General features: G+C 56.2%; 6 protein-coding genes. 4 read left to right on the plus strand and 2 right to left on the minus strand.

Features of this window, described 5'->3' with window-relative positions; all coding sequences use genetic code 11:
- Nucleotides 1-60: 60 nt before the first annotated feature.
- Entirely contained in the window at nt 61-1,452 is a 1,392-nt protein-coding gene (locus CA948_RS14890; RefSeq protein ID WP_108728403.1) for an aminotransferase-like domain-containing protein, read from the minus strand.
- A 126-nt stretch (nt 1,453-1,578) separates the two neighbouring features.
- Between CA948_RS14890 and CA948_RS14895 the strand changes: the two genes are divergently transcribed.
- Nucleotides 1,579-2,442, plus strand: coding sequence for a DMT family transporter (locus CA948_RS14895; RefSeq protein ID WP_094197975.1), 864 nt, complete (start codon nt 1,579-1,581; stop codon nt 2,440-2,442).
- Nucleotides 2,443-2,658: 216 nt separating this feature from the next.
- Here the strand turns inward: CA948_RS14895 and CA948_RS14900 are convergent, their stop codons facing one another.
- Nucleotides 2,659-4,149: a nucleobase:cation symporter-2 family protein gene (locus tag CA948_RS14900; RefSeq protein ID WP_094197974.1), complete on the minus strand. Its 1,491-nt coding sequence runs from the start codon at nt 4,147-4,149 to the stop codon at nt 2,659-2,661.
- Nucleotides 4,150-5,249: 1,100 nt separating this feature from the next.
- Here CA948_RS14900 and CA948_RS14905 point away from each other — a divergent pair.
- From CA948_RS14905 to CA948_RS14915, 3 genes are read left to right on the plus strand one after another with little or no spacing between them, the layout of a single operon-like run.
- Complete coding sequence (locus tag CA948_RS14905; RefSeq protein ID WP_108728404.1) at nt 5,250-12,725, plus strand: type I polyketide synthase; 7,476 nt, start codon at nt 5,250-5,252, stop codon at nt 12,723-12,725.
- Nucleotides 12,718-14,058, plus strand: coding sequence for an aminotransferase class I/II-fold pyridoxal phosphate-dependent enzyme (locus tag CA948_RS14910; RefSeq protein ID WP_094197972.1), 1,341 nt, complete (start codon nt 12,718-12,720; stop codon nt 14,056-14,058). Before CA948_RS14905 ends, CA948_RS14910 begins: the two co-directional genes overlap by 8 nt.
- Before the next feature lie 2 nt (nt 14,059-14,060).
- Nucleotides 14,061-15,260, plus strand: a complete 1,200-nt coding sequence (locus CA948_RS14915; RefSeq protein WP_230019385.1) for a polysaccharide biosynthesis/export family protein — start codon at nt 14,061-14,063, stop codon at nt 15,258-15,260.
- The last annotated feature ends 11 nt before the right edge of the window (nt 15,261-15,271 follow it).

The raw sequence follows: 15,271 nt of genomic DNA on the forward strand, positions 1-15,271 counted from the left end.
GGCCGCGACCGGGACACTGATATGGGTGTGGCGGCAGGAGGCCTGAAACCTCTGGGCGCTTTAGGCAGACAGCTCTTTGTCCAGTGCGCGTTTCAGTACGCTAAAGACGCGTTTGTCCGTGCATTGTGCGGCGTTGAAACGCAGGAACTGCTTGGCATCAGGAGCTTGGCTAAACACAGGGCCTGGGGCCAGTACCACTCCCTGCGGCAGGCACGCACGGGCCAGACTCAAGGCGTCATGTCCAGCGGGCAGCCGTGACCATAGAAACATGCCCTCGCGGGGGTGCAGCCAGGGTGTCAGGCCGAGCCGCTCCAGCTGGGTCAGGCTGTGATCCATTGCTTTGGAGAGCCGGTATCGAACGCGTTCCAGATGCTTGCGATAGCCGCTGTCGCTAAGTGCGCTATTCAAAATCTGAGCGGATAGGCGGTTGCTGCTAAAGCTGGTTGCGGTGCGCAAATCCACCAAGCTTTCGATCCAGGCAGTCTGGGCCGCAATGTATCCGCAACGCAGCGAGGCCGATAGTGTTTTGGAGAAACTGCCTATTTGCACCACGCGGGACAGGCCATCCAGTGCAGCTAGCCGGGTTGCGGGGCGGGTTTCCAGATCTCCGAAAATATCGTCTTCAATAATATAGAGGTCAGCACGTTGCGCCATGGCCAGTACGCTATGCGCCGTCATGGCCGACAGGCGTGCGCCGGTTGGGTTGTGTATGCCGGAGTTGGTGATGTAGAGGCGGGGTTTGTGCTCTTGCAATGCCGCCTCAAAAGCCGCCAGATCGGGGCCTTGATGCGTGTAGGGCACACCGACGACCTTGGCTCGGTGCGCTCGCAATAAGGCGTGGAAATTGAAGTAGCACGGGTCATCGACCAAGACGGTATCGCCAGGCTCCAGGAAAAAGCGACAGAGCAGATCAATGGCCTGTGTGCCCGAGTCGGTCAGCATGATTTGATGAGGCGCCGCATCAATTTCGGACAGCACCAGACGGCGGGCCAGTCGTTGACGCAACGCCTCCAGACCGAGTGGCGAACCGTAGTCCGTTAAGTCTGAGCTGTGGCTACGCGCTGCCTTGCGCAGGCCCCGACGCACTCCCTGGTCGTACATCCAGTCCGAGGGTAACCAGCCACAGCCCGGCATTAATACATCTGCATTTGCTTCCAAGGATTGGCGCGAGATCCATAACGGGTCAATATCCCGCTCCAAAGCCGGATCCAGGGCGGCCAAGTTCAGCGGGGCCAACGGAGCCGTCACGTAAAAGCCGGACCCTGCACGAGCTTGGATCAGGCCTTCAGCCGCCAACCTGTCATAGGCTTCCACAATGGTGGACACGGAAACCCCCGCTGCCTGGGCTTGGGCACGTATCGAAGGCAGGCGGGTGCCGGGTGGATATGTCCGTGCCGCGATGTGTTCACGCACGGATTGCATGATGTGGTCTATACGGGTAACGGCAGACATGGGGCGGGCTCGGGCACGGTGTATGGGTCTAGCGGGCAGTACAGTTTTTTAAAACTGTACTGGACTGTGCCTAGGTATGCTGGCATAGCTGTGTTGTACTGACAAGCATCTTTGTCGGAGCGAATGATGGATAGCAAGGCAGTCAGTTGGCTAAACGGCTTTATGGGCGTCGCAATCTTTGCCGGTTCTTTACCGGCGACGCGTGTTGCTGTGCTGGGTATGGATCCTTTTTTCCTGACCGGAGCGCGAGCGGTGGTCGCCGCTTTGCTGGCGGCTGCCTGGTTAGTGATTGGGCGCGTGGCACGGCCACAACGATCGGACCTCTTACCCCTGGCCGTGGTTGGTTTTGGTGTTGTGCTGGGATTTCCCTTGCTGACGGCGCTGGCCCTGCAGTACATCACTTCGGCGCATTCCATTGTGTACGTCGCCTTGTTGCCTTTGTGCACAGCGCTCTTTGGGGTGGTCTTGGCTGGTGAACGGCATAAACCCGTGTTCTGGGTGTGCTCTGTTTTAGGCTGCTTGCTTGTGATGGCCTATGCCGCGCGAGAAGGTCTGGATGCGGCCTGGCAAGGGGATCTGTATATGCTGGCCGCCGTTGTGGTGTGTGGCCTGGGTTATGCCGAAGGCGGACGCCTGTCACGTCGTCTGGGCGGCTGGCAAGTGATTTGCTGGGCCTTGGTGCTTTCCTTGCCTTTCATGTTCGTCATGATGCTGTGGTTCTGGCCCCAGAGCTTCAGTCATGTGAACACTGCCGCCTGGTTAGGTTTCGGCTATGTATCAGTATTCAGCATGTTCCTGGGTTTTGTGTTCTGGTATCGAGGGTTGGCACACGGCGGGATCGCTGCGGTGGGGCAATTACAGTTGCTGCAACCTTTTATGGGCTTGGGACTGGCTGCCGCTTTATTGGGCGAGTCCGTCAATGCCAGCATGATCTGGGTCACTTTAGGCGCTGCCTTGTGTGTGGCTGGTGCACGGCGTTTTGCTTCGTGATGTCAGAAAAGGGGAGCAGCCACGCGCTGCGCCTTTGGTTTGATGCCCAGTAAGGAGGCGATCTTTCTCTTTGGACAGCCCAGCGACAAGTAACTTGTACGCCGTTTTCAGTTGGCAGTTCCTGAAAGGGGCGTTTTCGCTTGGTGTATCGGACGATAAAAAACCGGCCTGTCATGGATTCGACAGGCCGGTTTCACGACAAGCTTGGCAAGCGTTTCAGGCTTCAGCGTGCTTGGCGGCTTCTACCGCTGCATGCGTATCTTCTTTAGCACCATTAAAGAACAAGTTCAGCAGAACGGCAGCAATCGAGGTCAGCAAGATGCCCGACTCGATCAGCGGGTGAATGGCGTGAGGCATCCACTGCATGTAGTTGGGGGCCACCAGAGGAATCATGCCCACGCCAATGGAGATGGCCACAATCATGGAGTTATTGCGGTTGGTCTTGTAATCCACGCCGGACAGAATGCGGATACCAGTGGCCGTCACCATACCGAACATCACAATCCCGGCGCCGCCCAGAACCACGGTGGGTAGGGACTCAACCAGGGCCGCCATCTTGGGCAGCAGGCCCAGAATGATCAGAATCACGCCACCGGCCACGCAGACAAAGCGGCTGCGTACGCCAGTAACGGCAACCAGACCCACGTTTTGCGAGAAGCTGGAGTAGGGGAAGGTATTGAAAATACCGCCCAGCAAGGTGCCCAGACCGTCGGTACGTAGGCCGCGTGCCAGATCTTTCTGATCTACTTTCTTGCCTGTCATATCGCTCAACGCCAGGAACATGCCGGTCGATTCGATCAGCACCACAATCATGACCAGCGTCATGGTCGCAATGTGCAGGAGGTTGAATCGAGGCATCCCGAAGTGGAATGGCAAGACCAGATCCACCCAGGCAGCGTTGGCCACTTTTTCGTAAGTCATGATGCCCATGGCCGACGCCACAACCGCGCCAATGACAATACCCAGCAATACCGCCACGTTAGCCAGAAAGCCTTTTGCAAATTTAGCGATCAGCAGAATCGAGGTCAGCACGATGGCCGCAATGCCCAGACCGGTCAGGTTGGCATAGCGCGGGTTGGGTACCGTTGCTTTCAAGGCCAGACCTTCTGGGGGTGGGGGCAAGGCAGAGCCGGGCATGGCCGCAGCCGATTGTGCGTGTTGAATCCAGGCCAGGTGGTCGGGGTTAATGACCGTGGGGGCGGTAGGGCCGACAGGGTTACCGAAAATCCAGTTGATCCCCACGCGCATCAGCGTAATGCCGATCATGGCAATAATGGTGCCGGTCACCACAGGCGGGAAAAAGCGCAGCATGCGGCTAACGGCAGGGGCGATGATCATGGTGATGATCCCCGCCCCAATCACGGTGCCAAAAAGCAATTGGGCCCCTTCCTGACCTGGGTTGGCCTGTGCCATGGACACCATGGGGCCCACAGCGGCAAAGGTTACGCCCATCATGACGGGCAATTTGATGCCAAAGTACTGCGTGAAGCCCATCGACTGAATGATGGACACGATGCCGCAGACAAACAGGTCAGCGGCAATCAAGATAGATACTTCTTCAGACGTCAGGTTCAATGCCCGGCCCACAATTAGTGGAACCGCGACAGCACCGGCGTACATTACCAAAACGTGCTGCAAGCCCAGCGCCGCCAGTCGGCCGTTTGGTAATCGTTCGTCGACGGGTGCGGTGGTCGCGTTCGTACCCATGAAATGTCTCCAGAGTGGATTAATTATTAGATCAAGCCACTTCAATGTAACGGCGTGCGACAGCCAGGCCATAAGGCAATTCGTATAGAGCCTAGGTGTGCCTAGCTATAGATGAGGGATAACCCCCAAAAAAACTGCCCTGATTCGGGTGTTTTTGATGCGGCTAAGGGAAAACACTGCTTTGGTAGTACAGGGGGCGTAGGCCAGAAGGGGGGGGTCGTATACCTGCGCCAGTAACGGTTTTGCGCTGGTCGTGCGTCTGTCTTGTTTGTATCAAAAATGAGATTTTAGATGCGATTACCTGGTCTTTTTTCTCTTGTTGTAACGCACTTGATTGTCAATTATGACTGACCTGTAAGTGGCCTGATAGTCTTGAAGAAGCTTGTTTAAAGGCATTCGCGCAGCAGTGGATTGTTACAGTGCGCCTGTGTCTCATTTCAATTCTTTATGGATTAGAACAACTGCGTAATGGTAACATTCCGAGCTGCTAATCTTTTTGCAGTGCAGCAGGTTAGCACCAGTAGGAAAAGTTTTTTGGTGAGAAAAAGACTTTGCTTAATATCACGTTAATAGTTTCATTTTTCTCAAGGTGGCAGCGAAATGAAAGCAGCGTTGATGTTTTGCCTAGTGGCTTGATTGGACTTCCTTGGTGAATATGACCAAGGTTTTGTCATTTTTCAAACACACATTTTTTGTTGTAAACAATAAATAGAACAATATTAATAGTGGGTATTTAATTTTGATCTTTTATTTTTGCGTCATTGCTTAAATAAAAATCGAAAATAAATATTATCTGATTGCATTGAGTTTGTGTAATTTACATGTAATTGGGGTTTGTAAGTCATAGTAACTAGGTGTAATTTTCGCCATTGTTTACTGGTGTGCTGTCTGCGACACGGCTATGTCAGGAGTCGTTGTCCGAAATAGCGTTTTATCAAACATGACTATTCCGTGCTCCGCGATGACAGGGCAAGTCAGTAAAGATCGAAAGGGTAGGGTGCGTGTCTCAAAATACAGGAAAGGGTGCTAAGGAGTTAAAAGCATCCCGTACGGACATTAATAAAAGCAATACTGCGTCTGGAGCAATCGCTATTATTGGTATGGCGTTTCGCTTCCCGGGCGATTTATCGCAGCCCGACCAGTTTTGGAATGCTTTAATTGAAAAGCGCGATCTGGTCACGGAAATTCCCGCTGATCGCTGGGCGACTGCCGAATTGCAACACGACAAAAGGTCCGAGCCGGGTCGCAGCATCACGTTTTCGGCTGGCGTTCTGTCGCGTATCGACCAGTTCGATGCGGATTTTTTTGGTATCTCCCCACGCGAAGCCGCCTGGCTAGACCCGCAACAGCGTCTGTTGCTGGAGCTGTCCTGGGAAGCCATGGAAAACGCGGGTGTTGTGCCGTCCGCCATGGCTGGTAGTGACTGTGCGGTTTATGTCGGTATCTCCGGTTTGGATTACGGCATGCGCGGCCTGGATGATTTGGCCAGCCTGACTGCCCATATGATGACCGGCAATACCATGAGTATTGCGGCCAACCGTCTGTCTTATATCTACGACTTGCACGGACCGTCCATGGCGGTGGATACCGCCTGCTCGTCTTCCTTGGTGGCTTTGCATCAAGCATGCTCAAGCCTGCGTAATGGCGAGGCCTCGACCGCTTTGGTCGGTGGCGTCAATCTGTTGCTGCACCCCTATCCCTTTGTCGGCTTTACCAAAGCGTCGATGTTGTCGGCAGACGGACGCTGCAAGGCGTTTGATGAGGCCGGCAATGGCTATGTCCGTTCCGAGGGCGGTGCGGTACTGATGCTCAAGCCTTTGGAGCAAGCATTAGCCGATGGTGATCAGGTACAGGCTGTCATTTTGGCTACGGGCGTGAATGCCGATGGTGCTCGCAAGACCGGCATCACCATCCCTAGCTGCCAGGGACAAATTGAGTTAATGCGCTCCGTTTTAGAGCGCAGCGGCCTGACTGCGGGTGATGTGGACTTTGTCGAGGCCCACGGTACCGGTACGGCAGTAGGCGACCCTATTGAAACTACCGCAATCAGTGCGGTGTATGGAAAAACGCGCGAACAGCGTTTGCCTATTAGTTCAGTCAAAGCGAATTTGGGGCATATGGAGTCAGCCTCCGGCATGGCCGGTTTGGTCAAAACGGTGCTGGCTTTGCAGCATCAAGCCCTGCCGCCTGCTTTGCATTTGAACACCCCCAATCCCGCGATTGATTTTGACGGCTTGAATCTGGAATTGTTACCGCAAGGCCGTCAGTTGCATCGTACCGACGGCAAGCCTTTGGTGGCGGGCCTTAATTCTTTTGGCTTTGGTGGTGCCAACGCACACGTTTTGCTACAGGCCCCTGTCGCACGCGCTGGTCAATCGACTGTTACGCCGAACTCGGTTTTGCCGCCTTTAGTCTTGTCGGCCAAAACAGAAGCCGCTCTGCGCGAACAGGCAGGTAATTATGCGGATTTGCTCGATGGCAAGACGGCACAAGCGTTTTACGATGTCAGTTACGCGGTAGCGCACGGTCGGCAGACTTTGGCTCGTGCTTTGATCATTCAGCCCGAAACGGTTGAAGAAGGCGTGGCGCAATTGCGTGCTTACGCGCAAGGGCAAGACCCGCAGGGTCTGCAAACGGTAGATGCCCTGGATAAAGAAGCTCAACTGGCCTTCGTGTATGCGGGTAACGGAGCGCAGTGGTTGGGTATGGGCGTGACCTTGTTGCGCGAGTCCCCTCGTTTCGCCGCACTGCTGTCCGAGCTGGACACCTTGATGCAGCCCTTGGCGGGTTTCTCGTTACTGGAGCAATTGCAGGCCGAGCCTGCTGCCTCCCGTATGGACGACACGACCGTTGCCCAGCCCCTGTTGTTTGCCCTGCAGGTTATTGTGACGCGCATGCTGCGCGAAGATGGCGTTCAGCCTGATGCCGTCACGGGACATAGCGTAGGTGAAATTGCTGCAGCCTGGGCCGCTGGTGCTCTGGATCTGGAACAAGCCATACGTGTGATTTGTGCCCGTAGCCAGGCCCAAGGCCTGACTCGTGGTCAAGGCCGGATGGCCGTTATTGGTCTATCGCTGGAAGCGGTAAACACCTTGCTGGAAAGCCAGGGTGCGGACTTGGGCGTCAATGTGGCGGGTGTGAACAGCCCCTCCAATATCACCTTGTCCGGTAGCCTGGAAGGCTTGCAACGCATTCAGTCTGCCCTGGAAGACCAAAGCGTTTTCTTTCGCTTGTTGGATCTGGATTACGCCTTTCACAGCCCCTATATGGATGGCTTGTTGCCGCATCTGGAAAAGAGCCTGGGCGACTTGCAGCCCGGCCAGCAGGAACCACAGGCGCGTTTTGTTTCGACCGTTACCGGTCAAGAGTTGCCCCCATACGAGCTGGGTGTGGAGTACTGGTGGCGCAATATTCGCGAGCCCGTGCAGTTTGAGCAGGCCATTGCTTGTCTGGCCAAGCAGGGCTGCCGTGTTTTTCTGGAAATTGGCCCGCATGCCATTTTGCAGCGCTACATCCGTGAAACCCTGACTCAGGCCGATGTTCAGGGTGTTGTGCTGTCCAGCCTGCGCAAGCATGACGATGGCCCACAGCGTCTGGCCGATACGGCCCTGCATACCTTGGCTCTGCTGCCGTCTCAGTTGAAAGCCCGTTTCCCCATGGCTGGTAATCCGGTGGATCTGCCTGTGTATCCGTGGCAGCGCGAGCGTCATTGGTACAAGACCAGCACAGAAGGGATGCGCTCCATTGAGCGCCGACGAGTACATGATTTGCTGGGTTGGCGCCTGCCCGATAGCGATATCAGCTGGGAAAACGTACTAGACCCGGTGATTTTGCCTTGGCTGGCTGATCACAAAGTGGGTGGGGCCATGGTGTACCCCGGCGCTGCTTATTTGGAGATGGCCTTGGCCGCAGCCCGCGAGTGGCTGGGCGAAGCACTGATCCAGGTGGACGAGCTGGATATTCTGGCTCCGCTGGTCTTTGACGGTGAGCATGCCCGCAGCCTGCGCTTTGTGCTGAGCCCGCGCGATGGCAGTTTCTATATCAAGAGCCGCCAACGCCTGAGCCAGGACGAGTGGGTGGTACACGCTAGTGGCCGCATTCTGGCTTCGGATGAGCGCATGCCCAAGCCAGAGCTTTCGCCCCTAAGCTCGGCGGAACGGCAGATTGATCGTGATCGCCACTATCGTTTGGCACATTCCTTGGGTTTGGACTACGGTCCGGCCTTCCAGGGTTTGAAGGTCTCACAGGTGCAAGATACGTACCTGCATGCGGAACTGGAAATGCCCGTCAGCCTGGAGCAAGACGGTTATCTGCTGCACCCGGCCTTGATGGACGTGTGCTACCAGTCTCTGGTGGATTTCTTCGCACAAGATATTGAAGCAGGCCAAGGCGTTGCCTTATTGCCTGTGAAAGTAGGCCGCTTTACCTTGTCCACCGAAGGGCAAGTGACGCATTTCCGTGCGCATCTGCGTCGCAGCAGTGCCCGTTCGGTACTGGCGGACTTTGAGCTGTATGGTGCTGATGGCCGCTTGCTGGCCAGCGCCCAGGCTTGTCGTTTCCGCGCAGCACATTTCTTGCGTCAGGACCGACACGCGGTCTCTAACTGGCAAATTACCCCGTATCTGCGTCCTCATCCTCATGATGAGCGAGCCGCCGTTACGCTCTCGCCTGAACAACTGGCCCAAAGCGGTTGGGCTGCACTGGTCGATCAGCAGCAAGAACGCGAAACCTGGTTCCAGCAGACTTTGCCTTTGCTGGATGCCTTGAGTCTGTCCTTTATTTATGAAGCCTTCCAGGACGTTAAACCAGCCGAGCTCAGTGCCGAGGTATTGAATAGTCCGTATGGTCGCTGGATGAGTGAGCTGTTGCGCAGTGAAGCGCTGCTGCAAGATGGGGAAAGCTATCGAGTGGTGGAGCAGGCGGATATGCCTTCTGCCCAGGACTTGTGGCGCACTATTTTGCAGGACTCCCCGAGCAGCCTGCCGCAGTTGACCCAGATTGGTTCGGTGGGCCGCCAACTGCCCGCCTTGTTACGTGGTGATCTTTCAGGCGAAAAACTGCTGGCTTCCTTGCGCCGTTCCCCGGTGGTTGAAGTGCTGTATGACGATGACCCCATGTATCTGGGTGTGCGTCAGGCACTGGAAGCCCAGTTGCGAGAGCTGGCTGCGAACTTGCCGGTTTCCCAGCGGCTGCGTGTGCTGGAAGTCGCTGTTGGCCCTAGCGATTTGCCCAAGACGCTGGCGGCTTGTTTGTCTGAAGATCAGTTTGAGTATGTGTTGGCCTTGCCGGATGTCGATTTGCAGGCACGTCAGGCGACGCAACATCATGCGCTAGCCAATGTGCAAGTTGTCGGTTTTGATTTGCAAGAGTGGCAGTTGGATCAGTCCAACGACACACAGTTTGATGTCGTGATTTTGCGTCACAGCCTGCACCGTACCGTGCATGTTCCACCTGCTTTGCTGCGTAGCAAGCAGTGGCTGGCTACAGGTGGTGTTTTGCTGCTGGCCGAGTGTCACCCTGATTGGCATGCGGATTTTCTGTCCGGTCTGGACCCAAGCTGGTGGCATACAGCCGCTGAGTCGCAATCCTCTTCCTTGCTGTCGCCTGAAGGCTGGCACAGGGCTTTGGAGCAAGCGGGTTTTGAGCAGGTACAAACAGCACCAGAGCCTGCCGCTCAGGCGTTGAGCGAAGGTGCTTATTTGCTTTTGGCCAGCGCCGCGACAAAGCAGACAGGTCAGAATCTGGAGGCCGTCGCTACAGCCCAGTGGCTACTGTTGTTTGACGAGGCTTCCCAAACGCATGCCCATTCTTTGCAAGCTCGTTTGGAGGCAGTCGGACAGACGGTTTGCGCCCAAGCCTGGCCACCCAGTGCCGACGCTTTGGCTGATGAGCACACGCTGAATGTGGTGCCGATGCTGGGTTGGGCTGATACCGTTGCTGCTGTCAGCCAGACCAGTACGCAACTGCTGAACCTGACTCAAAGCTTGTCCGCCCGTGCTGCTGCAAGCCGTTTGTTCCTGGTGACGCACGGCGGAGCATTGCCTGCGATGGCGGAAGAATTGGATTGGGCGGTGAATCCTGCCCAGTCGGCCTTGTGGGGCTTTGGCCGCGTCGTCATGAACGAGCTGCCTGCCTTGTCCTGCACTCTGATCGATCTGGCCGGCGATCTGAATGCCGGCAGCATCGCTCAGCGCCTGGAGTGCGAGCTGCTGTGGCCAGATGGTGCGACAGAAATTGTCTTATCTCAAGACGCACGCCATACCTTGGTGTTGCAGGAGGCCACTCAGCTTGTAAGTGCTCAATTAGGCCAGGATGCACGCTTTAAGTTGGACTTCCACGTGCCCGGACAGTTGCGCAATCTGGAATGGCAAGCTGTTCAAGCGCCCACTCTGGCTGCGGATCAGGTCGAAGTCCGCACCATGGCAGCGGGCCTGAACTTCCGTGACGTGATGTACTTGATGGGCTTGTTGCCGGACGAAGCCGTAGAAAACGGGTTCGCCGGTGCGAGCCTAGGCCTGGAGTTCTCGGGTGTGGTTACACGCCTTGGTGCCGATGTCACTAACCTGTCGGTCGGCCAGCCGGTGATGGGTTTTGGTTCCTCCTGCTTTGCCAGCCATGTGGTGACACGTGCGGATGCTATCGCTCCCATGCCTGAAGGTTGGGATTTTGAAGCCGCCGCCACCGTTCCCACCGTGTTCTTCACCGTGTACTACGCGCTGACGCACCTGGCCCATATCCAGCCCGGCGAGAAAGTGCTGATCCATGGTGCTGCAGGCGGCGTGGGAATTGCTGCAATCCAGCTCGCCCGCCATTTGGGCGCAGAGATTTATGCCACCGCTGGCACGGACGAGAAGCGAGTGTTCGCCTCCTTGCTGGGCGCTGACCATGTGTTCGATTCGCGCAGCCTGAGCTTTGCTCAGGATGTGATGGATGCCACTGGCGGTGAGGGCGTGGACGTGGTGCTGAACTCCCTGGCAGGTGAAGCCATGCGCCGCAGCCTGGATGTCTTGAGCCCATTTGGCCGTTTCCTGGAACTGGGCAAGCGTGACTTTTTCGAGAACACACCGATTGGTCTGCGCCCCTTCAAGAGCAATATCAGCTACTTCGGTATTGATGCCGACCAGTTGCTGACAGGACGTCCAGCCCTGGCAGGACGTTTGTTCAAAGAAGTCATGGAGCTGTTTCATGACGGCGCGCTGTTCCCACTGCCTTACCGTAGTTTCGGTGCCGAGCATGTGGTCGATGCATTCCGCGCCATGCAACAGGCTCGTCACATCGGCAAGCTGGTGGTGTCCTTGAAGGATGCTCAGCCTGGCCTACCCGCAAAACAAATAGCGACCCCTATCGACTTGTCCACACAGGGCACGTGGTTGGTAACGGGCGGTTTGTCTGGCTTCGGTTTGGCTTCAGCCCAATGGCTGGTCAAGCGTGGCGTGCGCTCTTTGGTTTTGGCGGGACGCCGTGGTGCCGATACCCCGGGTGCACAAGCGCTGCTGGAACAGTTCCAGACACAAGGCTGTCGTGTGCAAATCGTGGCGTGTGACGTCACGGATTGTGCAGCGGTACAAGCTGTCGTCGCCCAGATTCAGGCAAGTGATAGTCCGTTAACGGGTGTGCTGCATGCTGCCGCCGTGTTTGATGATCGCCTGATCGCGAATATGGATCAGGACAGCTTGAACAAGGTGCTGCAAACCAAGTTGGTGGGGGCATGGAATCTGCACCTGGCCACTCAGGATGTGAGTTTGTCCCACTTCGTGCTGTATTCCTCGGTGACGACTTCTATTGGTAACCCCGGACAGGCGAACTATGTGGCCGCCAACGCGGGCCTGGAAGGGCTGACGCGCCTACTTCAGAACCTGGGTCTGGCGGCTTCTTGCATTGCTTGGGGGCCGATTGGCGACGCAGGTTACCTGACCCGCAATGAAACCGTGAAGGACAGCTTGGGCAAACGCCTGGGCAAAGCGTCTCTGCAATCCGATCAGGCATTGGATCAACTGGATCGCGTGCTGGCTGTTAACGGTGAAGTGTCCATTGTGGCTAACTTCGATTGGAATGCCCTGGCCCGTTTGCTGGCCTCGGCCCAAAGCGAACGCTTTGCCATCTTGAACCGTGCTCGTAAAGATCAGGACTCCGGTAGCGACGGCCAGGATATTCACGCCCTGATCGCTGGTAAAACGCCCGAGCAAATTCACGCTTTGGTGGCCGAGTGGGTGGCGCAGGAAGTCGCCAACATTTTGCGTACTGAAGTAGACCGTATCGAAACTCAACGCTCCTTGCATGATCTGGGCATGGACTCCTTGATGGCCGTGGAGTTGGCCTTGGGCTTGGAGCAACGCTTTGGCGTGCAGTTGCCCGCCATGGTGCTGAACGATTCCCCCACCGTCTGGAACGTCGCCGCCCGCATTGTCGATAAGTTGACGGCTGGTGGCGAGGACTCGGCAGAGCACGATGCAGGGCATCTGGTCGCCGATGTCGTACGTCAGCACGGGGATGAGATGTCCGATACGGACTTGCAAGGACTGGCCAAGGATGTACAGCGATTGGCAGAAACAGGGACATCACTGATTCATGAGTAAGAACGATCTGGCGCCAGGTAGTAAAGCACAACTGATTCAGCGCATTTTGGGACGTAAAACTGGGCAAGCGACCGGCGATGGTCGCATGGCCGATCAGTCTGCCAGCCGTCAGGGCGCGGCCAGCCATATTCCGGATGCCTTCACCCGCTTTGACCGCCACCCTGGTTACGAGAAAATGCTGGTGCCCAAGGCCATGGCCGATCGTATGGGCGTGCGCAATCCATTTTTTCGCAGCCACGACGGTGTAGCGGCTGCGCATACCCGGATCAACGGGCGCGACTATCTGAACTTCGCCAATTACAACTATCTGGGTCTGTCAGCACACCCTGAAGTCAATGCAGCCGCTAAAGCCGCGATGGACCAGTACGGCACATCGGCCTCGGCCAGCCGTTTGGTTGCGGGCGAGCGCCGTGTTCAGCGCGAGCTGGAAGAGGAACTGGCCCAGAACTATGAGGTGGATGATTGCGTGGTTTTCGTCAGTGGACACGCCACCAACGTCAGCACCATTGGTTACTTGTTTGGCCCCAAGGATCTGGTAATTCACGATAGCCTGATCCACAACAGTATTTTGCAAGGCATCCAGTTATCGGGGGCCGCCCGCCGTTCATTTCCTCACAACGATAGTGTCGCCCTGGAGCGCATTCTGGCCGATATTCGTGGCCAGTTCGAGCGTGTGCTGATTGTGATTGAAGGCTTGTACAGCATGGATGGAGATATCCCGAATCTGCCTGCATTTATTGACATAAAACGGCGCTATAAAGCGTTTTTGATGGTCGATGAAGCTCACGCTCTGGGTGTGCTTGGCAAAACGGGCCGTGGCTCGCACGAGCATTTTGGTGTGGTGGGTCGAGATGTCGATATCTGGATGGGCACCTTGAGCAAGACCTTGGCAAGTTGCGGCGGCTACATCGCTGGTGATCGTGCGCTGGTGGAACTGCTTAAATACGCCGCCTCCGGTTTTGTGTACAGCGTGGGAATCTCTCCCGTGTTGGCGGCTGCTTCGCTCAAAGCCTTGCAGATCATGCGTCGGGAGCCCGAGCGTGTACAAAACCTGCAAGAGCGTGGCAGTCAGTTTCTGAATTCGATGCGCTCGCTGGGGATCAATACCGGTTTTGCCCAAGGCTACGCCGTTATTCCTGCGATTACCGGCAGCTCTCTGAAAGCAGTCAAATTGTCCGGTCAGTTGTTTGATGCCGGTCTGAATGTGCAACCCATTATCCATCCTGCGGTAGAAGAAAAAGCAGCACGTTTGCGCTTTTTCCTGTCTTCCACGCATAGCCAGGATGACATAGACCTGGCGTGTGAAACCGTTCATACGCTCATGAAGAAATAAGCATGTCTCAATTACTACACACAGCAGTTAGCAAGATCGCCGCAATAGGACGGCCCGTACTGGCCAGTACCCTGGTCGCCGTACTGGCCGGATGTGCCACGATGCCTGACTGGATGCCAGCCGATGGCCCCAGCCGCCAGCAAGTGCAGGAACGACGTGATGGCCGTATCGAAGGCATCACTCTGGTCAATGTGACTGACTCCCTGACCAAGAAACTGGCCGCTAAAAAGCGCATGGGTGACTTTGCTGCCCAGTTCCCTAGCACGGGCTCGAACAACTACCTGATTGGCCCCGGCGATGTGCTGGAAGTGTCGGTATGGGAAGCGCCGCCTGCCATGCTGTTTGGCAGTATTTCCTTGGATCCCAAGGCGACGGCAGCGACGACGAATGCCGTTGCCTTCCCGTCACAAATGGTGACCTCAGATGGCATGATCAGCATGCCTTTTGCAGGCCGTATTGCTGTCCAGGGCCACAACACCCAACAGATTGAAGAAAGCATTGCCAAGCGTTTGCAAGGCAAGGCCAATAACCCCCAAGTATTGGTGCGTGTCACCCAGAACAACTCTTCCAACGTAACGGTGGTGGGTGAAGTCAATCAAAGCACCTTGATGCCCTTGACACCGAAAGGCGAGCGCCTGCTGGATGCCTTGGCCGCCGGAGGTGGCGTTAAACAAGCGGTAAACAGTATCGCCATTCAGCTCTCGCGCGAGCAGAACACATCGACGATGGCCTTGGATACGATCATCCGTAATCCGAGCCAGAACATCATGTTAAAGCCGGGCGATGTGATCACGGCGCTGTATCAGAACCAAAGCTTCTCTATTTTGGGCGCCACAGGCAAGAACGAAGAGATTCCGTTTGAAGCCCAAGGTATCTCCCTGGTGCAGGCCCTGGCCCGTTCCGGCGGCCTGGATACCTCACGTGCTGATGCTCGCGGTGTGTTTGTCTTTCGCTTTGAAGATGCTGCGCTGGTGGACGGTGCGCCAGAGTCGACCCTGCTGGACAAGCAGGGCCTCGTACCCGTGGTGTACGAGATCGACCTGCGTGACCCGGCTTCTTTCTTTGTCACCCAGAACTTCCCGGTTCAGGACAAGGACGTGATTTATGTCTCCAATTCGCCAGCGGCTGAATTCCAGAAGTTCCTGCGTCTTGTGGTGTCGGTGGCCGTGCCTAGTACGACCTTGAACAACATGATGAAGTGATGAGCCTCATG

The sequence above is a fragment of the Alcaligenes aquatilis genome, from assembly GCF_003076515.1.
In the GTDB taxonomy this organism is placed as follows: Bacteria; Pseudomonadota; Gammaproteobacteria; order Burkholderiales; family Burkholderiaceae_B; genus Alcaligenes; species Alcaligenes aquatilis.

Bases quoted from the DNA above. Each gene is read 5' to 3' on its own strand.
- CA948_RS14910 (WP_094197972.1), top strand. From the start codon at position 12,718: ATGAGTAAGAACGATCTGGCGCCAGGTAGTAAAGCACAACTGATTCAG.
- CA948_RS14900 (WP_094197974.1), bottom strand. From the start codon at position 4,149: ATGGGTACGAACGCGACCACCGCACCCGTCGACGAACGATTACCAAAC.
- CA948_RS14915 (WP_230019385.1), top strand. From the start codon at position 14,061: ATGTCTCAATTACTACACACAGCAGTTAGCAAGATCGCCGCAATAGGA.
- CA948_RS14895 (WP_094197975.1), top strand. From the start codon at position 1,579: ATGGATAGCAAGGCAGTCAGTTGGCTAAACGGCTTTATGGGCGTCGCA.
- CA948_RS14890 (WP_108728403.1), bottom strand. From the start codon at position 1,452: ATGTCTGCCGTTACCCGTATAGACCACATCATGCAATCCGTGCGTGAA.
- CA948_RS14905 (WP_108728404.1), top strand. From the start codon at position 5,250: ATGGCGTTTCGCTTCCCGGGCGATTTATCGCAGCCCGACCAGTTTTGG.